Origin of the sequence: Streptomyces gelaticus (assembly GCF_014649535.1) — a bacterium.
Classification (GTDB): domain Bacteria; phylum Actinomycetota; class Actinomycetes; order Streptomycetales; family Streptomycetaceae; genus Streptomyces; species Streptomyces gelaticus.
In genome coordinates this window covers 368,820-387,585 of record NZ_BMTF01000001.1, presented here as the reverse complement: position 1 = coordinate 387,585, position 18,766 = coordinate 368,820, and the positions used below count along the sequence as shown (strand labels likewise).

Annotated in this window: 16 protein-coding genes; 10 read left to right on the top strand and 6 right to left on the bottom strand. The window is 71.1% G+C overall.

The features are described from left to right. Positions 1 to 88: 88 nt before the first annotated feature. From IE107_RS01770 to IE107_RS01745, 6 genes are all read left to right on the top strand, one after another. Positions 89 to 1,138, top strand: a complete 1,050-nt coding sequence (locus tag IE107_RS01770; protein ID WP_189540205.1) for an iron-siderophore ABC transporter substrate-binding protein — start codon at positions 89 to 91, stop codon at positions 1,136 to 1,138. Between the two features lie 17 nt (positions 1,139 to 1,155). After that, positions 1,156 to 2,178, top strand: a complete 1,023-nt coding sequence (locus IE107_RS01765) for a FecCD family ABC transporter permease (RefSeq protein ID WP_189540202.1) — start codon at positions 1,156 to 1,158, stop codon at positions 2,176 to 2,178. After that, positions 2,175 to 3,239, top strand: coding sequence for a FecCD family ABC transporter permease (locus tag IE107_RS01760; RefSeq protein WP_189540200.1), 1,065 nt, complete (start codon positions 2,175 to 2,177; stop codon positions 3,237 to 3,239). Before IE107_RS01765 ends, IE107_RS01760 begins: the two co-directional genes overlap by 4 nt. Before the next feature lie 137 nt (positions 3,240 to 3,376). Continuing rightward, the gene (locus IE107_RS01755) at positions 3,377 to 4,225 is read left to right on the top strand and encodes a YndJ family protein (RefSeq protein WP_189540199.1); all 849 of its coding nucleotides are present in this window, start codon (positions 3,377 to 3,379) and stop codon (positions 4,223 to 4,225) included. Continuing rightward, entirely contained in the window at positions 4,222 to 4,749 is a 528-nt protein-coding gene (locus tag IE107_RS01750) for a DUF1990 domain-containing protein (RefSeq protein ID WP_189540196.1), read from the top strand. The genes IE107_RS01755 and IE107_RS01750 overlap by 4 nt, the downstream gene beginning before the upstream one ends. A gap of 29 nt (positions 4,750 to 4,778) precedes the next feature. Further along, positions 4,779 to 6,215, top strand: coding sequence for a lipase maturation factor family protein (locus IE107_RS01745; protein ID WP_189540194.1), 1,437 nt, complete (start codon positions 4,779 to 4,781; stop codon positions 6,213 to 6,215). A 294-nt stretch (positions 6,216 to 6,509) separates the two neighbouring features. On the opposite strand, the gene IE107_RS01740 is transcribed toward IE107_RS01745, so the two are convergent. Together IE107_RS01740 and IE107_RS01735 are read right to left on the bottom strand one after the other, a co-directional pair. Next, the gene (locus IE107_RS01740; protein ID WP_189540192.1) at positions 6,510 to 6,686 is read right to left on the bottom strand and encodes a hypothetical protein; all 177 of its coding nucleotides are present in this window, start codon (positions 6,684 to 6,686) and stop codon (positions 6,510 to 6,512) included. A 348-nt stretch (positions 6,687 to 7,034) separates the two neighbouring features. Then, entirely contained in the window at positions 7,035 to 8,519 is a 1,485-nt protein-coding gene (locus tag IE107_RS01735) for an SDR family NAD(P)-dependent oxidoreductase (RefSeq protein ID WP_189540190.1), read from the bottom strand. A gap of 646 nt (positions 8,520 to 9,165) precedes the next feature. Here IE107_RS01735 and IE107_RS01730 point away from each other — a divergent pair. After that, entirely contained in the window at positions 9,166 to 9,621 is a 456-nt protein-coding gene (locus tag IE107_RS01730) for an ATP-binding protein (protein ID WP_189540188.1), read from the top strand. A gap of 305 nt (positions 9,622 to 9,926) precedes the next feature. On the opposite strand, the gene IE107_RS01725 is transcribed toward IE107_RS01730, so the two are convergent. After that, on the bottom strand, positions 9,927 to 10,607 hold the full coding sequence (locus IE107_RS01725; protein WP_189540186.1) for a (2Fe-2S)-binding protein: 681 nt from the start codon (positions 10,605 to 10,607) through the stop codon (positions 9,927 to 9,929). A 243-nt stretch (positions 10,608 to 10,850) separates the two neighbouring features. Between IE107_RS01725 and IE107_RS01720 the strand changes: the two genes are divergently transcribed. Further along, a complete protein-coding gene (locus IE107_RS01720) occupies positions 10,851 to 11,999 on the top strand; it encodes a DMT family transporter (RefSeq protein ID WP_268246542.1) in 1,149 nt (382 codons plus the stop codon). Here the strand turns inward: IE107_RS01720 and IE107_RS01715 are convergent. The 3 genes from IE107_RS01715 to eat all read right to left on the bottom strand — a co-directional run bounded on the left by IE107_RS01715 (position 11,969) and on the right by eat (position 15,698). Continuing rightward, positions 11,969 to 13,300 carry a peptidoglycan DD-metalloendopeptidase family protein gene (locus IE107_RS01715; RefSeq protein WP_189540182.1) on the bottom strand — a complete coding sequence of 444 codons (1,332 nt, stop codon included), beginning with the start codon at positions 13,298 to 13,300 and terminating at the stop codon, positions 11,969 to 11,971. The genes IE107_RS01720 and IE107_RS01715 overlap by 31 nt on opposite strands. 112 nt (positions 13,301 to 13,412) lie before the next feature. Beyond that, positions 13,413 to 14,135 carry a gamma-glutamyl-gamma-aminobutyrate hydrolase family protein gene (locus IE107_RS01710; protein WP_189540180.1) on the bottom strand — a complete coding sequence of 241 codons (723 nt, stop codon included), beginning with the start codon at positions 14,133 to 14,135 and terminating at the stop codon, positions 13,413 to 13,415. Positions 14,136 to 14,243: 108 nt separating this feature from the next. Next, on the bottom strand, positions 14,244 to 15,698 hold the full coding sequence (gene eat / locus IE107_RS01705) for an ethanolamine permease (protein ID WP_189540179.1): 1,455 nt from the start codon (positions 15,696 to 15,698) through the stop codon (positions 14,244 to 14,246). 271 nt (positions 15,699 to 15,969) lie between these two features. On the opposite strand from eat, the gene IE107_RS01700 reads away from it, so the two are divergent. Continuing rightward, positions 15,970 to 17,334, top strand: coding sequence for a glutamine synthetase family protein (locus IE107_RS01700; protein ID WP_189540177.1), 1,365 nt, complete (start codon positions 15,970 to 15,972; stop codon positions 17,332 to 17,334). A 38-nt stretch (positions 17,335 to 17,372) separates the two neighbouring features. After that, positions 17,373 to 18,761 carry an aldehyde dehydrogenase family protein gene (locus IE107_RS01695; protein WP_189540175.1) on the top strand — a complete coding sequence of 463 codons (1,389 nt, stop codon included), beginning with the start codon at positions 17,373 to 17,375 and terminating at the stop codon, positions 18,759 to 18,761. Positions 18,762 to 18,766: the final 5 nt, after the last annotated feature.

Sequence of the window (18,766 nt, the reverse complement as noted above, 5' to 3'; positions counted from 1 at the left end):
CCCGTCGTACTCCGTACGGCCCTGCCTTCGGCATGCCCTCCCGCAGTCGCGGAGTCCTGTCACCATCCGTCAAACATGAGGAACATCCATGTCCCGGTTCACCCGCGCGCATCGCCGGACGCTCGCCGCAACTGCCGCAGCCGCAGCCCTCGTTCTCGCCCTCGGCGGCTGCTCGTCCAGCGACGACGGCAAGGCGGCCTCCGGCTCCTCCGGGAAGAACAGCGGGGCGTTCCCCGTCTCCGTCAAGAGCGCGCTCGGCACCGCGGAGATCAAGGCGCAGCCCGAACGGGTCGTCACCCTCGGCCAGGGCTCGGCCGAGACCGCCATCGCGCTCGGCCACACTCCGGTGGGCATCGAGAAGTACGAGTGGGGCAGCGACAAGACGGGCTATCTGCCCTGGATCCACGAGGCGGTGAAGAAGTCCGGCGACAAGCTGCCGACCCAGTTCACGGGCGGTGAGGACATCGACTTCGAGGCCATCACCGAGCTGGAGCCGGACGTCATCCTCGCGCCGTGGTCCGGGATCACGCAGAAGGACTACGACATCCTCAAGGACATCGCCCCCACCGTCGCCTATCCCGACCTGCCGTGGAGCACCGACTGGGACCAGCAGATCGAGATCATCGCCAAGGCGCTGGGTCAGCCCGACCAGGCGAAGACCCTCACTTCAAAGATCGAGAAGCAGCTGGCCGACGCCGCGGCGACCCGCCCGGAGTACAAGAAGCACACGTTCTCGTACATCTACAACACCGGCCCCGGCACCCTCGGTGTGTTCAAGCCCGATGAGCAGCGTGTCAAGATGGTCTCCTCACTGGGGCTCACGGTCGACCCGGTGGTGAACACCTTCAAGGAGACCAAGGGCACCGACTCTGCGCTCATCGGTCTGGAGAACGCCGAGAAGCTGAAGGACAGCGACCTGGTCTTCACCTTCTACATGGACGACAAGGCCCGCAAGGAGATCGAGGCGCAGCCGCTGTACGCTGCGATCCCCGCGGTCAGGAGCGGCGCCGTCGTCGCCGGCGAGGACAACTCGTTCGTCACCGCCTCCTCGATCATCAACCCGCTCACCGTGCCGTGGGTGATCGACCGTTACCTGCCGCTGATCGACGAGGCCGTCAAGGCCGCCGACAACGGCTGAGACCGGCCGTCACACACATGGCCACCACCACGCACGCGCCGCCGGGCGGTGCCGGCACCGCCCGGCGGGTGTGTTCCGTCGCCCTCGCGGTCGCCTTCCTCGTGCTCGCCGTGTTCGCGAGCATCATGTTCGGCAGCCGGACCACCTCGTTCGGCGATGTGCTGGACGTGCTGTCCGGGACCGCCGACCCGAATGTCACCGCCATCGTCGAGAGCCGCTGCCCCCGGACCGCGCTCGGTCTGCTCGCCGGTCTCTGCCTGGCCGTCGCGGGCACTCTCATGCAGGGCGTGACCCGCAATCCACTCGCCGATCCGGGCCTTCTCGGGATCAACGCCGGCGCCAGTGCGAGCATCGTCGCCGCGACGGCGTTCCTCGGGGCCTCGGGCAGTACGGAGACCATGTGGTGGGCGCTGCCCGGTGCCCTGGTCGCCGGTCTGCTCGTCCATACGATCGGATCGGCGGGTTCGGGCAGCGGGCCGGTGCGGCTGGTGCTCGCCGGTGCGGTGCTTTCCGCCGTGCTGATGGCGTTCATCCAGGCGGTGACGCTGAGCCGCCCGAAGGTGTTCGACAGCTACCGGTACTGGGTGGTCGGTGCGCTCGGCGGACGGGACTTCGACGTCTTCTGGTCGGTCCTGCCGTTCGCCGTGGCCGGACTGGTGCTGGCCGCGGTGCTCGGTCCCGGCCTCAACACGCTGGCCCTCGGTGACTCGACGGCGGCGTCCCTGGGGGCCAGTCCGGCGCTGGTGCGGGCGGGCGCGCTGTTCTCGGCCACGCTGCTGAGCGCGGCGGCCACGGCGGCCGTCGGCCCGATCGCCTTCGTCGGACTGGCCGTTCCGCATGTGGTGCGGGCGCTGGTCGGGGTCGACTTCCGGATGCAGATCCTCTTCTCGGCGCTGACCGGCCCGGCGCTGCTGCTCCTGGCGGATGTCGTGGGGCGGGTGGTGATGCGCCCGCAGGAGCTGATGGTCGGTGTCGTGACCGCGTTCATCGGGGCGCCCGCACTGCTCATGGCCGTACGCAGGATGAGGGGCAACTCATGACGTCGCATCAGGCCGCGGTCCGTACCGCCTCGCCGAGGAAGGTCCTGACGGCCGGCCGGAGGGTGGCCCTGCCCATCCGGCGGGTGTCCGTACTGACGGCATTCGTGCTGTTCGTGCTGCTGGTGGCGGGCGCCGTCGCCACGCTGTCGCTCGGGCGGCTGGGCATTCCGCTCCCCGAACTCGCCGGGGCGTTGACCGGCGGGGCCGAGGGCAAGAACGCGTTCGTCATCGAACGGCTGCGCGGGCCGCGTCTGGTGGTCGCCGTGGGTACCGGCGGGGCGCTCGGGCTCTCCGGGGCGCTCTTCCAGTCCGTCACCCGCAACCCGCTCGGCAGCCCCGATGTGATCGGGCTGGCGTCCGGCGCCGGAGCCGGCGCCGCGATCGCCGCGCTGCTGTTCCCGGACACCGTGCCGGTGGCACTTGGCGCGCTGCTCGGCGCCGCGCTCGCCATGGTGCTGGTTTACGTGTCGACCGGGACGGGATTCCGCAACCCGGCCCGGCTCGTCATCGCGGGCATCGGGGTCGCAGCGATCGGCACCGCGATCACCCAGTACGTCGTCTATGCCATGGAGCGCGACCGGGCCGCCGTGCTCACCGCCTATGTCAACGGCAGCCTGTCGGCACGGTCCTGGGACGACGCGACCACGATCTGGCTGGTGCTGCTGGCCGTTGCCCCGCTCACCGCGCTGATCGTGCGGCGGCTGGACATCGGGGAGATGGGCGCCGACATCGCGGGCGCGCTCGGAGCGGAGCCCCGGCACACGAAGACGGTCGCCGTGGTCCTCGCCATCGTGCTCTCCGCCGGCGCCGTCAGCGTCGCCGGACCCATCGCGTTCGTCTCGCTCACGGCGCCGCAGATCGCAAAGCGGATCACCCGGGTATCCGGCCCGCACCTGGTGCTGTCGGCACTGACCGGCGCGTTGCTGCTGGTGCTCGCGGATCTCTGCGCCCAGCAACTGCCGCTCCTCGACAACCTGCCCGTCGGCATCTGCACGATGGCCATCGGGGGCGCCTATCTCGGATATCTGCTGGTACGGGAGTGGCGTCGGGGCGTCCTGTGACGCCCGGCACCGGACGCCGCCCCGCCGTGACCCGATCCGGCGCACACCCTTCCCACAGCCCTTCTTGAACACGTTCAAGAAGGGCCGTAGAGTCACCCCCGCACACACTTGAACACGTTCAAGTCGAGGGGGTCGTGATGGCGGTACTGGTCGGTCCGATCGTGATGCTGGGCATGCTGGTGGTGGTCCCGGTGGGGCTGCGGCTGGCCGGAATCCCTGGGCTGGACCGGATACGGCGTCTCTGGCCGCTCTTCGCCGTGCCCGGCGCCATCTCCCTCTGGCTGCCGCGCGGCGACCCGGCCACCGCCCTGGCGGCCTGCTACGCAGTCGGGGCGGTACTCCTCGCCCTGCACGCACCGCGCCGGCTGCTCCTGCTCCGCCACCTCCCCACGTCCCGGGCACCGGCCGAGCTCGCCCTGCTCACCGCCCTGATCGCGCCGTCGATCGCCGCCACGGCCCTGGTCGCCGAACGCTCGGGGCACCCGCTCTTCGGCTTCGGGCTCGGCATCCTCGCACTGACCGTGCCGCACTTCCATTTCGCCGGATTCGCCGCCGCGCTGATCGCGGGGCTCGTCTGCCGGACCGCCGACGGCCGTGCGGGAAGGTTCGCCGCACTGAGCGTGCCACTGGGCACCCTGCTCGTCCTGACCGGCTACTTCGTCGGGGACTGGGCCGAGCTGGCCGGCACGGTCGTACTGACCGCCGGTATGTGGACCGTCGCCCTCCTCACCTGGCGCTCGATCCGCGACCGGAATCGGGACCGGGTCACCCGGGCACTGCTCTGCGTCTCGTCCGCCGTGCTCGCCGTCACCATGCTGCTCGCGCTGAGCTGGGCGCTCGGCGAGGCCACCGGGCTCCCCCACCCCACACTGGCCTGGATGGCCGCCACCCATGGCCTCGGGAACGCGCTGGGCTTCGCGCTCTGCTCGCTGCTCGCCTGGCGAAGGCTCCAGAACCGCACCGACCACGAAGGCAGGACCGCATGAACGCATTCACCTACCCCGAGGTCGGAGCCACCCGCCTCGGCCCGCTTCCGGACGGTTACCACCATCTCCACCACCGCACCCGGGTCGGCCGCGGCCGGGCCGACTTCGAGGCGGCGGGCGCCGCCGTCACCGGCTGGCGCATGCACCGCACCTCCGGAGCCGAAGTCCGGGCGTCGGCGGACCGCGCCGAGGCCGGGGTGTCCGTCCGGGTGTCCCTCGGCGTCGGCCCGTTCCGGTTCGCCGCCCCCTGCCGCGTCGTCTGGGCGGCGTACGAGCAGCACCTCATCGGATTCGGGTACGGGACGCTGGACGAACACCCCGAGTGCGGCGAGGAGTCCTTCGTGGTGGAGTCGGCGGACGACGGGACGGTGTGGTTCACCGTCACGGCGTTCAGCCGCCCGGATGCCTGGTACACCCGCCTCGCGGGCCCGCTCGTGCCGGTGGCGCAGCGGTGGTACGCCCGCCGGCTCGGAGCCACGCTGCGCCGGATCGTGGCCGAGGAGCGTGCCGGGCTGAAGGGCTGAGCGGAGCCGGTGGGCCGATACTGGAAGCGATGGAGTGGTTCACCGCAGACGGGTACTGGCTCAGCCGGCTGGTCTTCCAGCGCGCTCTCGCCGGTATCTACCTGTTCGCGTTCCTCACCGCCGCGCTCCAGTTCCGGGCGCTGATCGGCGAACGCGGCATGCTGCCCGTACCCGACTTCCTGCGGCGCACGGACTGGCGCAGCGCCCCCGGACTCTTCAGGCTCCACTACAGCGACCGTTTCTTCGCCGCCGTCTCCTGGACCGGCTGCGCGATCGCCGTCGCCCTGCTCGCGGGCGCGGACTCGCACCTTCCGCTCTGGGCTGCGATGGTGCTCTGGGCGCTGCCCTGGGCGCTCTATCTGTCGATCGTCCAGGTCGGCCAGACCTGGTACGGCTTCGGCTGGGAATCGCTGCTGCTGGAGACCGGGTTCCTCGCCGTCTTTCTCGGCAACGCGCACACGGCTCCGCCGGTCCTGGTGCTGTGGCTGCTGCGCTGGGTGCTGTTCCGGGTCGAGTTCGGTGCCGGTCTGATCAAGATCCGCGGCGACGAGTGCTGGCGCAGGCTGACGTGTCTGTATTTCCACCACGAGACCCAGCCGATGCCGGGGCCGCTGAGCTGGTTCTTCCACCGGCTGCCGAAGTCCGTGCACCGGGCCGAGGTGGCGGCCAACCACGTCACGCAACTCCTGGTGCCGGTGCTCCTGTTCACTCCGCAGCCGGTGGCGAGCGCGGCGGCGGGGCTGATGATCGTCACCCAGCTGTGGCTGGTCTTCTCGGGGAACTTCGCCTGGCTGAACTGGCTGACGATCACCCTGGCGCTGCCGGCCGTGGACTGGTCCCTGTTCGCCACGCCGCCGGCCCAGTCCGCTCCGCCGCTCTGGTACGAGATCGTCGTCCTGGCGGCCTTCGCGCTGGTCGTCTTCCTCAGCTACCGTCCGGCGCGCAATCTGGTCTCCCGCCGCCAGGTGATGAACCGCTCGTTCGACCCGCTGCACCTGGTCAACACCTACGGCGCGTTCGGCAGCATCAGCCGGGTCCGGCTGGAGGTGGTGGTCGAGGGCACGGACGAGGAGGTGCTCCACGACGGCACCGTCTGGCGGGAGTACGGCTTCCGCGGCAAGCCGGGCGATCTGCGCCGGATGCCCCGCCAGTTCGCCCCGTACCATCTGCGGCTGGACTGGCTGATGTGGTTCGCGGCGCTGTCCCCCGTGTACGCCCGTCCGTGGTTCGGCCCGTTCGTGGAGAGGCTGCTGGAGAACGACCGGGACACCCTGCGGCTGCTGCGCCACAACCCGTTCCCCGGCGTTCCGCCCGCACACGTCCGTGCCAGGGTGTACCACTACCGGTACACGTCCTGGCGCGAACTGCGGGCCACCGGGTGCTGGTGGCACCGGACCTATGTGCGGGACTTCATGCGCCCCGTCTCGCTCGGCCCCTCTTGGATCAGCCCGACCAGGCGATCTTGAACACCCACGCGTGCTTCCAACGCCCTGCCGCGCGCAGCCGGTTGGAGCGAGAGCGCGAAGATGCGCAGGGACGGCTTGCCCGGCGCGGAGCAGGGGAAAAGGAAGGCGGTGCCGCCTATCTCCCGTTCCCGGCCGGGAGTTCCCCGGCCGGGAAGGTGCAGCCCGAGCCGTCGAAGTTGCCGCCGCGCAGCGGGTACGGTGCCACGTCATTCCGAGGACACCACCACACCGAGCTCCGGACCGCACGGTGCGGCGGTCCGGAGCTCGGTGTGGTGATGCCGGGGTAAAGCGGAGTCAGTCGATTCCCGGCAGGATGTGCGGCTCGGCGAGGTCGTCCTCGTAGCCGGCCAGACGGATCGGTGCGGACCTGGCCCAGACCTCGATGTTCCGGAGCTTCTCGGGCTCGCGGGCCCGGTCTCCGTGCCGTTCGGCCGGTCGCTTCTCGTGCTTCGTCAGTTCCGGTGTCGTCACCGCGCACTCCTTTGTGTCACGTAGCCCCGGGCATCGCCGATGTCCCGGCCTCATTGCCGGACGTCGGCCGCCCGTGGTGGGGCAGGGGCAAGAACAGTTCGGTCGCGGTGGCGCCGGGTACGGGGGCGGGACGGCGACTTGGTTGAAAGCCTGTCCCGGGACGGTCGAGGAAGGTTTGTGGACTCCTCGATTACGTCCGTTCACATCAGGGTAACCAAATGAGCGCCTCCGCGCTCGATGGAACGTGTGCTCTAGGCCACTTTCAGCCACCGCATAGGCAAAAGACCCGGCCGGAAGCGACTCCCGACCGGATCCTCAGCACCTCACGTACGCCGCATCACCGCTCGCCTACCAGTTGGCGGGCGCATAGTCCTTGAGGAAGCAGCCGTACAGATCCTCGCCGTCCTCGCCGCGCACGATCGGGTCGTAGACCCGGGCGGCGCCGTCGACCAGGTCGAGCGGGGCGTGGAAGCCCTCCTCTGCAAGCCGGATCTTGTCGGGGTGCGGGCGCTCGTCGGTGATCCAGCCGGTGTCGACGGCGGTCATCAGGATGCCGTCCTTCTCGAACATCTCCTGGGCGCTCGTACGGGTGAGCATGTTCAGGGCGGCCTTGGCCATGTTCGTGTGCGGGTGACCCGCGCCCTTGTAGCCGCGGCTGAAAACGCCCTCCATCGCGGATACGTTGACCACGTAGGCACGCTTGGCTGCCGTCGCCGCCATGGCCGGGCGGAGCCGGCTGATCAGAATGAACGGGGCGGTGGAGTTGCAGAGCTGGACTTCCAGCAACTCGATCGGCTCGACCTCCTCGACGGTCTGGATCCAGCTGTTGGTGTGGTGCAGGTCGGGCACCAGTCCGCCCGCGTCGATCGCCGTCCCGGCGGCGATCCGCTCCAGCGAGGCGGAGCCGGTGACCAGGGCGAGCTCGGTGACGTCCTGCGCGCTCAGACCTTCCTTGCGGGCGGACGGCAGGGCCGCGACCCGGTCGACGGTGCCGCTGCCGAAGGTGCCGATGACCTCGGCGGCGGGCAGCTCGCCCGCCGGGAGCGGTACGGACTCGGCGTTGACCAGCTCGCTGTACGCGTTCGCGGAGCGGCGCACCGTCTGGGCCGCGTTGTTGATCAGGATGTCCAGCGGGCCCTCGGCGGCGACCGAGTCGGCGAGCGCGACGACCTGGGCGGGGTCGCGCAGGTCGATGCCGACGATCTTCAGCCGGTGGATCCACTCGTCGCTGTCCGGCATCGCCTTGAAGCGGCGGATCGCGTCATTGGGGAAGCGGGTGGTGATGGTGGTGTGCGCACCGTCGCGCAGCAGCCGCAGCGCGATGTACATACCGATCTTGGCGCGGCCGCCGGTCAGGAGCGCGCGCCGGCCGGTGAGGTCGGTCCGTGCGTCGCGGCGCGCGCGGTTCTCCCGTGCGCACGACTGGCACAGCTGGTGGTAGAACGCGTCCACCTCCACGTACCTGGTCTTGCAGATGTAGCAGGACCGGGGCCGCTGGAGCACACCCGCGATCTCACCACGGGTGGACGAGGACGGCAGGACCCCCTGGGTCTCGTCGTCGATCCGGTCGGCCGAGCCGGTCGCGGTGGCCTCGGTGACCGCCTTGTCGTGCGCGGTCTTGGCGGCACGGCGCTCCTGGCGGCGGCGCTGCTTCACCGTCCGGTAGATACCGGCCGTGGCACGGCGCACGGCGATGGCGTCGGGGTGATCGATCTCGATGGTGTCGAGTTCGTCGAGCACGCTCAGGCAGACGGCCAGCCGCTCCGGGTCGATTCCGGGACCGAACTCCTCAGTTCCGGGAGCGAGCTCCGCGCTGTCCTCTGTCACCGTCATTGCCGTTCCTCTGCCGTCCGTCTCTCGTGGCGCCGACCGCCGTACCTGCTTCTGCCGGGCCGAACGCCCCGATCAAGTCTGCCATGCACCTGATGCTGCTCCGTTCGCGTGACTTCACGGCCGTTCGGCGCCGTTCCCGGGCTCGGCCCCGACGACCGCGCCGCCCCTGCCCCGGCGCTCCTCCACCGGCCTGTCCCCATATGCTTCGCTGCCGGACGGCCGGGGCCGGGCCGTGCCGTGCGTACCAGGGGCGTGCGTACCAGGGGGTGGAGCGTGGCCGGACTCCCCTCGGGCGGCTCTCCGGCCGGTGTTCGTCATCTTCCAGCGTCTGCACGGCAGGGACGCGTACGAGGCAACGGGCATCGGTCTGGCGCCGTGCCGGAAGATCGTGGAGTTCCACGGTGGGGGCGGATCTGGCTGGACGAGGAGACCTCCGAAGGCACCCGCATCCGCTTTCACGCTGCCGGCCTCCCCCGACGTGCCCGTGCGCGCCGGGGCGGAACCGCTCGTCACGGACACCATGGCCGGGCGGCCCGTTCTTGGCTGAGAACTGCTGGGTTCTCCCCGGAGTGGGACCGTTCGTCGCGGGTAGGCGGACGTCGAGAAGCTGTCACCGAACACCCCTGCGTCGCCCTGGCTGGAGCACATGAACGAACAGGTCACCCCGCGACCGGCCGACTGCCCCTGCCCGGACCGGTCCACGGAGGTTCTGCACAGCGCCGAGGTGTTCGACGGCGAGCCAGGCTGCATCGCGCAGGCCCGGGAACTGGCCGACCGCTTTCTGGTCCGGCTGGCCGCCGAGTGGCTCGCGGTCTTCGGTGAGCACACCCGCAGCGATCTGCTGCTGGCGGTGAGCGAGCTGGTCACCAACGCCGACCGCTACAGCCAGGGCCCGTATCTGCTGGAGCTGGAGGGCACCGCGGAGCGCGTCAGCGTCACGGTGTACGACTCCAGCACCGCGCTGCCGCTGTTCTACTCCCCCGACCCGGCACGCCCGGGCGGCCACGGCATGGAGATCGTGGTGGCGCTGTGCGACCGGCTGACCGCCGAGCGCGTGCCGGTGGGCAAGCGCATCCGGGCCGAGTTCGAACTGAGCAGTTGAGCTGTGGGGCGGGCGGGACGCCGCCCGCCCCACGACCACGGTCGGCCCAGTGCGGGCGGGGCGTCCGAGGCGGAAGTGCCCCAGGCCGACGGCCCTCCGCCGACCGTGAAGGAGAGCGAGCGGGCCGATCGGACGTCATCGGTGGTCAGATGGGTGCGCGTGCGCGCCGCACCGTCGAGGCCGGCCGACTGGACGCAGCGGTCGATGGCAAAGGTGCCGGGTGCGCAACTCTCCTTGGACAACATTGGTTGGAGCGCGGTCATTCTCGGGTCCCGGTGATGGGCGTCAAGAATGCGCGCACGGTGTCAGACGCTATCGAAGACGCAGTCACCGCACAGGCCGCCGGCCGGTGTGCGGTAGTAGAGACAGCAACTGCGCCGACGGAACGCCGCGTCGTGCGGTGCGCCGGTGTTCCGCAGGTCCGGGTGGTCGAAGAGTTCGGCGGTCAGTGCGCGGGCCCGCGCGGCCACCTCGGGGCGGCGGTGCGTTCGCGCCCAGGCGAGGAGCTGGCGCAGCGCTCCTGCCAGCGCGGACCCCGCGTTGCCCTGGAGCAGCCGGTCGGACAGCGGGCCGTCCCGGTGGATCGCCCCGGCGAGGGGCACCAGGTGGCCGTACTGGACGGCCTCCCGGATCCGGCACGCGGTGCCGGGCAGCGACTCGGTGCCGTCCAGCCAGAGATCGTCGGGTGCCGGGTGCCGCGGGTCCCAGTGGAGGGCGCTGGGCGAGAGGCCCGGGAAGCTGCCGGTCAGTGCCGCCGGTCCGAGGGCCACCGACCAGAAGCGGGAAGCCAGTCCCAGGTGCGCGACGGAGGCGGCCACTCGGCGCTCGGGGGTGCCCAGCCGGGCGGCGACGGTGTCGATCCGGGCCGTGAGCGGGGCCTGCTCCCCCGCGTACAACCGTGCCAGCGGGCGGTGCGCCGCATCGGGCGGCGCGGTGGTCCGCAGCGCGAAGAATCCGCCCACCGAGGCCGCCGCGGACCCGTCCATCGATTGCGCTCCCTCTCGGCTCTCCGGTCCTCGGCCCGGACCGCTCGGCCCCTGACATGCCACGGCCCGCCGTGCACCGTACCCCCCACGGGTGGAGGGCTGCGCGAGGGCCTGAGCTCTCCGGAGGGAGAGCTACCCTCCCCAGGAGGACAATGGGGCCACGGCCGTACTACCAAAGCAGTACGCCGAATCGCCGCCTCAAGGACGACGACGCAGCCGCGTCGAAGAGACATTGTGTTGTACATGAGTTCCCTTGCGCTGTCCGTGCTGCTGTCACTGCTCTCCGCGGTCGCGTACGCGGCCGGGGCGATCGTCCAGGAGCGCGTGGCGGCGACCGGCGACGCCCGCTCCCTCGCACCGCTGCGCAACCGTGTCTGGTGGGCCGCCGTGGCGCTGAACGGCGGCGGCGCGGTGCTCCATGTCGTGGCCCTGGCCTACGGCCCCCTCAGTCTCGTCCAGCCGCTCGGCGCACTGACCATCGTCTTCGCCCTGCCGATGGCGGCGCTCTTCGTGCGCCGCCGGGCCGGGGCCACGGCGTGGCGGGGCGCGGTCATGGCGACCGTCGGTCTGGCGGGCCTGCTCGCGCTCACGGGGCACGCCGAGTCGCACTCCCTGAACGGCACGGACCAGTTGATCGTCGCCGGTGTGACGCTCGGTGCGGTCGCGCTGCTCGCCCTGATCTCCACGGGTGTGCGCCGGCCGGTGGTACGGAGCGTGGTTCTGGCAGGGGCGGCCGGCATCGCGTTCGGCATCGCGTCGGTGTTCGTGAAGACAGTGGCGGTGGGGTGGGCCTCCGGTGCGGTGACGGCAGGGCTCCCGGCGCTGCTGGCGATCGCCGGTTTCGCGGCCGCGGGAATGCTGCTCTCCCAGGCCGCGTACCGGGGTGCCGGGCTGACCGCGCCGCTGGCGACGGTGACCGTGGTGAACCCGGTGATAGCTGCCGTCGTCGGCATCACGATGTTCGGCGAGCAGTTCCGGCACGGCACGGCCGGGACGATGGTCGCGTCGGCCTGCGCGGTGCTGGCCGCGGGCGGCCTGATACTGCTGACGACGGAACGGCTGGGCGCGGAGCACCGCGCCGCGCAGGCGGCGTGCAGCGGGCTCCCGGAAGCGTCGGCGGCCGGGGCGGACGCGGAGGGCGGGGACGCGGTGCCCACCCTCCGGGTGCTTGTGGTCCCGACGCCCGCCGGGGCCGTCGAGACGGTCCCGGAAGCGTTCTCCTCGGCGCGTCCGCTGCCCACGCTGATGCCGCTGGACTGTCTGGGCCGGGTGTCGTTCGAGCCGGGGCCGTCGTCGTACACCGGCGCGGAGGGGCGGGACGGCATGTCCGCGGGGTCCGCCGGTCCCGACGACGCGGCCGTTCAGACGCTGACGCCGCCCGCCCTGAGGTAGGCCAGCGGGTCGATGTCCGATCCGTAGCCGGGGCCTGTGCGGATCTCGAAGTGCAGGTGCGGGCCCGTGACGTTCCCGGTGGAGCCGGAGCGGGCGATCCGCTGGCCCGCGGAGACATGCCGGCCTTCCCGCACATGCAGTGCGGACAGATGCGCGTACTGGCTGTACTTGCCGTCGCTGTGCCGGATGACGACCTGATAGCCGTACGCCCCGCCCCAGCCCGCCGAGACGACGGTGCCGGAGGCAACCGCCCTGATCGACGTGCCGGTCGGGACAGGGAAGTCGACCCCGGTGTGATAGCCGCTGGCCCAGGAACCGGCCTGGTGGTACGGGGTGCCGATGCCGGCCGCGACGGGGGCGACGAGGCCGGAGTGCTGCTCCGTCCGCTCCTTCGGCCGATGGCTCTCGGTCTTCTTCGGGTGCGCCTTCGGCTTCGGCCTGGCGGTGTCGTGATGGGCCCCGGCCGCTTGGTGCCGGGGTTTCGCGGCCTGGTGCTGGGGCTTCGCCTCATGGTGCTGCGACGCGGCCGGTCGCTGCTTCGGTGCGGTGGCCTTCCGGGGCTTCGGCTCGGCCTGCGCGGGCGTGCCCGTCCGGGGTACCGGCCTCGGCGAGCGGGTCGTGTCCAGGCTCAGGCGCTGACCGGGCAGGATGAAGTCCGGGTCGTCGCCGACGACCTCGCGGTTCTGAGCGTAGAGGTGTTGCCAGCCGCCCCGGACGTGCTCGGTCGCCGCGATCGCGGAGAGCGAGTCGCCGCGTGCCACGGTGTACGACTCGCGCTTGCCGGGCACGGTGGTCGGCGTGGCGGGGACGGACATGCGTTTCGTCGTCGGCTTCCCCTCGGCGCTCTTGCCGGGTGCGGCCTTGCCGGGCGCCTGCGGCTGACCGGTCCGCTGCGACTGCGGGTTGATGTCGGCGGTTTCCCCGCCACTGGTCAGCCCCGCCCTTGTCGAACAGCCCGGCCATGCGCCCGGTCCCTGCGCGTCGAGCACCTTCTCCGCGATGGCGATCTGCTCGCCCTTGGTGGCCAGATCGGCGCGCGGGGCGTAGACCGTGCCTCCGTAGGCCGCCCAGGTCGAACGGCTGAACTGCAGTCCGCCGAAGTAGCCATTGCCGTTGTTGATGTGCCAGTTGCCGGTGGACTCGCAGGCGGCGACCTTCTCCCAGACATCCGTCGACGCGGCGCCCGCCGAGGCGGCTGCGATGAGCGGGAGCGCGAGGCCCGCACCGCCCGCGGTGACCGTGAGCGAGGCACGGTTGATCCGGCTGGGCTGATATCTGCGGTGCCGTCCGTTCCCGGCCATGACTTGGCTCCCCCACTGGCAATAGGACACGTCGCAAGCGCCCAACTTATGTGCAGGCAAAGGCCGATGACAAGAGAGGGTCTCGTCTCCCCCGCGCCGCCCCGTCCGGCGGTCACAGTACGGCCGCGCCCGGCCGGGTGGCCGAGCGGCGCCGGGCAGCCGCGTCCACGAGCGCGGCCATGACCCGGATGTCCTCACCCATTTCGGGGTGCCACTGGACCCCCAGCACCAGGCTCTCGTGGCCGGTGAGCTCGATGGCCTCCGCGGTGCCGTCGGACGCGTGCGCGCTCGCGGTGAGGCCGGATCCCAGGCGGTCCACGGCCTGGTGGTGGTAGGTGGGCACCACGGCCGCACCCGCCACGACCGTCGCGTACACCGTGCCGGGGACGGGTGTGACGGTGTGTTCACCGAAGACGCCTGCGCCTGCGGTGTGGCCGTCCAGGTGCTGGTGCAGGGTGCCGCCGAGAGCGACGTTGAGCAGTTGCATGCCCCGGCAGATGCCCAGCAGCGGGACCTGCTGGTCGATCGCCGCTTCGATCAGGGCGAGTTCCCACGCGTCGCGTGCGGGGGCGGGCGGACCGGTGCGGGGGTCGGGCGACTGCCCGTAGCGTGCCGGCTCGACGTCTGCGCCGCCCGCGATCACCACACCGTCCAGTGCGGCCACGGCCTCCCGGGCCGCTTCGGCGGTGTCGTCGGGCGGCAGCATCACCGCCAGGCCGCCGGACGCCCGCACCAGGCGCGGGTAGGAGGCGGGCAGCAGGGCGGCCGGCATTTCCCACACACCCCACCGGGCCGGTTCCTGATAGGTGCTGATGCCGATGACGGGCCGGGTCATGGAGCCCCTCCTCTGGTTCGTTGGCTGCTCGGTCGTGGTGCGGCTCCTGCCTCGTACGGACGTGGCAGGTGCGGGCACAGGGACAACGCCCTTGTGTCGCGGTCCTGTTCAGGTCCGTGACAATTCGGCCTCGGCCGCGGCCAGGGCGGCGAACTCCTCCTCCGGGGCGCTCGCGACGAGGCGGTGGCGGCTGTAGAACGCGAAGTGGGCCAGCGCCGCCCCGTACACGCCGAGGGCGATGAACGCCGCGTCGCGGTCCACCAGGAAGGTCGCCACCAGCGCCGAGCATGCCAGCACGAATGCCACGGACGAGGTGAGCGCGCCGCCGGGCGTGCGGTAGGGCCGTTCGAGGTGTGGTTCTCGGCGGCGCAGCACCATGTGGGAGAGCGCCATCAGCGCGTAGCTGATGGTGGCGCCGAAGACGGCGACGTTCAGCATCCGTCCCCCGTTGCCGATCCAGGCGGCGAAGCCGATCGCGCCGGGAATCAGCAGGCCGAGGTAGGGGGACTTGCGCCGGTTGGTCAGTGAGAGGAAGCGCGGCAGGTAGCCGGCCCGGGAGAGCGCGAACAACTGCCGGGACCCGGCGAAGATCAGCGAGAAGAACGAGGCCACCAGGCCCGCCAGGCCGGCGTAGTTGACGAAGCGGCTCAGACCGGTGGGACCGCCCTCGCCCTCCAGGGCGACCACGAGGGGATTGCCCGCTTCCTGGATGGCCTTCGCGCCCTGGGCGCCGGTGGCGGAGAGGAAGGTCAGCACCGCCAGCCCCACCAGCACGGTCAGCGAAATGGCGAGCGCCTTCGGCATCGACCTGACCGGGTCCCTGGCCTCCTCGGCGGCGAGCGGCACGCCTTCGACGCCCAGGAAGAACCACATGCCGAAGGGGAAGGCGGCCCAGATCCCGAGCAGTCCGAAGGGCAGCCAGGACGAGGAGCCGAACGCGTCGGTGTCGACCGGGATGTCGTCGAGACGGGCCGCGTCGAAGTCGGTGAACGCGCCGATGGCGAAGACCAGCAGAGCGGCGACGGCGACCGCGGTCACGACCAGGCTGAACCGCAGCGCCTCGCCGACGCCCCAGAGGTGGATGCCGATGAAGACGGCGAAGCAGGCGAGATAGACGGGCCGGCCGGAGGTGAGCCCGAACAGGCCGAGGGATTCGATGTAGTCACCGATGAACAGCGAGATGGCGGCCGGGGCGAGGATGTACTCGATGAGGATGGCCGTACCTGTCAGGAAGCCGCCCCAGGTGCCCAGCGCGCGGCGTGCGAAGCCGTAGCCGCCGCCGGCCGTGGGCAGGATGGCGGAGAGTTCCGCCAGCGCGAAGACCAGGCACGCGTACATCAGGCCCATCAGCACGGTGGCCGCGGCGAGCCCTCCGAAGCCGCCCTTGGACAGACCGATGTTCCAGCCGGAGTAGTCGCCGGACACGACATAGGCGACGCCGAGTCCGGTCAGCAGGAACCAGCCGGCGCTGCCCCGGCGCAGGGTGCGGCGGTGCAGGTACTCGTCCGTGCCGGTCGCCGCGCCGCCGGGCGGGCTGGTGGGGGTGTCGGTTCCCTGGGCCATGGGGACGCTCCAGATGTGGGTCGACGGCGCCGCGTCGAGGCGTGGGAGGCGAAGCGGGCCTTCAGCAAAGGTTCACCGACACACCTTTGTGGAACGTCGAGGGAAACACAAGAGGCACGCGCCGGGCAGTGGTTACTGATGTGCGTCGTACTGGTGATGACCGAACCAGACACCTCACAGAAGCCGATGCGCCGTCACCGGGCAGCCCTCTTCCCAAGCAATGGTTCCCTGTCATACCTTACGGGTCTCGGTGCACCCAAGGAGGAATCCCGTGGCAGACCGCACACCCCCGCTCGCCGTCGAGGAGCTGCGTGCACTCGTCACGAGCGGGTCCATCGACACCGTCGTCCTGGCGTTTCCCGATATGCAGGGGCGCCTCCAGGGCAAGCGGTTCGCCGCCGGGTTCTTCCTCGACGAGGTTCTGGAGCACGGTACCGAGGGCTGCAACTACCTGCTGGCCGTGGACACCGACATGAACACCGTCGACGGCTACGCGATGTCCTCCTGGGAACGCGGCTACGGCGACTTCGCCATGCTCCCGGACCTCGCCACCCTGCGCCTGCTGCCCTGGCACGAGGGCACCGCGCTGCTCGTCGCGGATCTCGCCTGGAACGACGGCAGCCCGGTCGTCTCCGCACCGCGCCAGGTCCTGCGCCGCCAACTGGACCGGCTGGCCGGACTCGGCTACCGGGCCCAGGTGGGCACGGAGCTGGAGTTCATCGTCTTCAAGGACAGCTACGAACAGGCCTGGGACCGCGGCTACCGAGGGCTGACCCCGGCCAATCAGTACAACGTCGACTACTCCATCCTCGGCACCGGCCGCGTCGAACCGCTGCTGCGCCGCATCCGCAACGAGATGCAGGCGGCCGGGCTGACCGTCGAGTCGGCCAAGGGCGAGTGCAATCTCGGCCAGCACGAGATCGCCTTCCGTTACGACGAGGCGCTGGTCACCTGCGACCAACACGCGATCTACAAGACGGGCGCCAAGGAGATCGCCGCGCAGGAGGGCGTCTCACTCACCTTCATGGCCAAGTACGACGAACGCGAAGGCAATTCCTGTCACATCCACCTCTCGCTCACCGACGGCAACGGTGACAACGCGATGGCGGGTGACGGCCCGGACGGCATGTCGGACCTGATGCGGCACTTCCTGGCCGGCCAGCTCGCCGCCCTGCGCGACTTCTCCCTCCTGTACGCGCCGAACATCAACTCCTACAAGCGCTTCCAGCCCGGCTCCTTCGCACCGACCGCCGTCGCATGGGGACACGACAACCGCACCTGCTCGCTGCGCGTGGTCGGCCACGGCCGCTCCCGGCGGTTCGAGAACCGGCTGCCCGGCGGCGACGTCAACCCGTACCTCGCCACCGCCGGACTGGTCGCCGCGGGGCTGTACGGCGTGGAGCACGAGCTGGCGCTGCCGGAGGTCTGCACGGGCAACGCCTACACCTGCGAGTACGAACAGGTTCCGACCACCCTGCGCGAGGCCGCCGACCTCTGGGAGGCCAGCCCCATCGCCAAGGAGGCGTTCGGCGAGGAGGTCGTCGCGCACTATCTGAACATGGCGCGTGTCGAACTCGCCGCCTACGACGCCGCCGTGACCGACTGGGAGCTGCGACGCTCCTTCGAGCGCCTGTGACCTCCGCCCCGTCCCCCACTCCCGATCGAGGCCCGTACGTGTCCCAACAGTCCGCACCGCACAGCCTGGACATCCTGAACCCCGCCACCGCCGAGGTCATCGCCACCGTCCCTGCCGCCACCGCCGCCGATGTCGACGCGGCCGTCGCACGCGCCGCCACCGCCCAGCGCGTGTGGGCCGCGGCGGCACCCGCCGACCGTGCCCGGCTGCTCCGCCGGTTCGCCGCCGTCGTCGACGAACACATCGAGGAACTGGCTCTGTCGGAGGTCCGCGAGGCCGGGCACACCCTCGGCAACGCCCGCTGGGAGGCGGGCAATGTGCGCGACCTCCTCGACTACTGCGCGGGCGGCGTCGAACGCCTGCTGGGCCGGCAGATCCCGGTGGCCGGCGGGATCGACTTCACCGTCCTGGAGCCACTCGGCGTCGTCGGCGTCATCGCTCCCTGGAACTTCCCGATGCCGATCGCCGCCTGGGGCACGGCTCCGGCGCTCGCCGCCGGCAACGCCGTCCTGCTCAAACCCGCCGAGACCACACCGCTGACCGCACTGCGCCTGGCGGAACTGGCTCTGGAGGCCGGGCTGCCCGCCGGACTGTTCCAGGTGCTGCCGGGCGAGGGCCCGGTGGCCGGCGCGGCCCTGGTGGACCACCCCGGTGTGGCCAAGATCGTCTTCACCGGCTCCACGCGGACCGGCAAGCACATCATGACCCGCTGCGCCCAACGCGTGAAGCGCCTCACCCTGGAGCTCGGCGGCAAGAGCCCGAACGTGGTCTTCGCCGACGCCGACCTGGAGGCCGCGGCGGCCGCGGCTCCGATGTCCTTCCTGGACAACGCCGGCCAGGACTGTTGCGCCCGGACCCGGATCCTGGTCGAGCGCACGGTCCACGACCGCTTCCTCGAACTGCTGGCACCGGCCGTCGCGGCCGTGGTGGTCGGCGACCCGTCGGACGAGAAGACCCAGATGGGTCCGCTGATCTCGGCCGTCCAGCGGGAGCGCGTGAGCGGGTTCGTGGACGTTCTGCCCGACGGCGTACGGACCGTCCTCGGCTCGGCGCCCGACGGCCCGGGGTTCTGGTATCCGCCGACCGTCCTCGCAGGGGTGTCGCCGGACGCCCCGGTCGCCGTCGACGAGGTCTTCGGGCCGGTCGCCGTGGTGCTTCCGTTCGACGACGAGGCGGATGCCGTACGGCTGGCCAACGCGACGGAGTACGGCCTGGCCGGGTCGATCTGGACGCGTGACGTGGCGCGTGCCCTGCGGGTCGGTCAGGGTCTGCGGGCCGGAAACCTCTCGGTCAATTCGCATTCCAGCGTCCGCTACGCCACCCCCTTCGGCGGATACCGACAGTCCGGACTGGGCCGCGAACTCGGCCCCGACGCACTCGCCGCCTTCACCGAAACCAAGAACGTCTTCATCAGCACGGAGGCCTGAGCACC

Coding starts and splice junctions, on each gene's coding strand:
- IE107_RS01730 (WP_189540188.1), top strand. CDS start 9,166: ATGAACGAACAGGTCACCCCGCGACCGGCCGACTGCCCCTGCCCGGAC.
- IE107_RS01735 (WP_189540190.1), bottom strand. CDS start 8,519: ATGACGGTGACAGAGGACAGCGCGGAGCTCGCTCCCGGAACTGAGGAG.
- IE107_RS01760 (WP_189540200.1), top strand. CDS start 2,175: ATGACGTCGCATCAGGCCGCGGTCCGTACCGCCTCGCCGAGGAAGGTC.
- IE107_RS01720 (WP_268246542.1), top strand. CDS start 10,851: ATGAGTTCCCTTGCGCTGTCCGTGCTGCTGTCACTGCTCTCCGCGGTC.
- IE107_RS01725 (WP_189540186.1), bottom strand. CDS start 10,607: ATGGACGGGTCCGCGGCGGCCTCGGTGGGCGGATTCTTCGCGCTGCGG.
- IE107_RS01715 (WP_189540182.1), bottom strand. CDS start 13,300: ATGGCCGGGAACGGACGGCACCGCAGATATCAGCCCAGCCGGATCAAC.
- IE107_RS01755 (WP_189540199.1), top strand. CDS start 3,377: ATGGCGGTACTGGTCGGTCCGATCGTGATGCTGGGCATGCTGGTGGTG.
- IE107_RS01710 (WP_189540180.1), bottom strand. CDS start 14,135: ATGACCCGGCCCGTCATCGGCATCAGCACCTATCAGGAACCGGCCCGG.
- IE107_RS01765 (WP_189540202.1), top strand. CDS start 1,156: ATGGCCACCACCACGCACGCGCCGCCGGGCGGTGCCGGCACCGCCCGG.
- IE107_RS01750 (WP_189540196.1), top strand. CDS start 4,222: ATGAACGCATTCACCTACCCCGAGGTCGGAGCCACCCGCCTCGGCCCG.
- eat (WP_189540179.1), bottom strand. CDS start 15,698: ATGGCCCAGGGAACCGACACCCCCACCAGCCCGCCCGGCGGCGCGGCG.
- IE107_RS01745 (WP_189540194.1), top strand. CDS start 4,779: ATGGAGTGGTTCACCGCAGACGGGTACTGGCTCAGCCGGCTGGTCTTC.
- IE107_RS01770 (WP_189540205.1), top strand. CDS start 89: ATGTCCCGGTTCACCCGCGCGCATCGCCGGACGCTCGCCGCAACTGCC.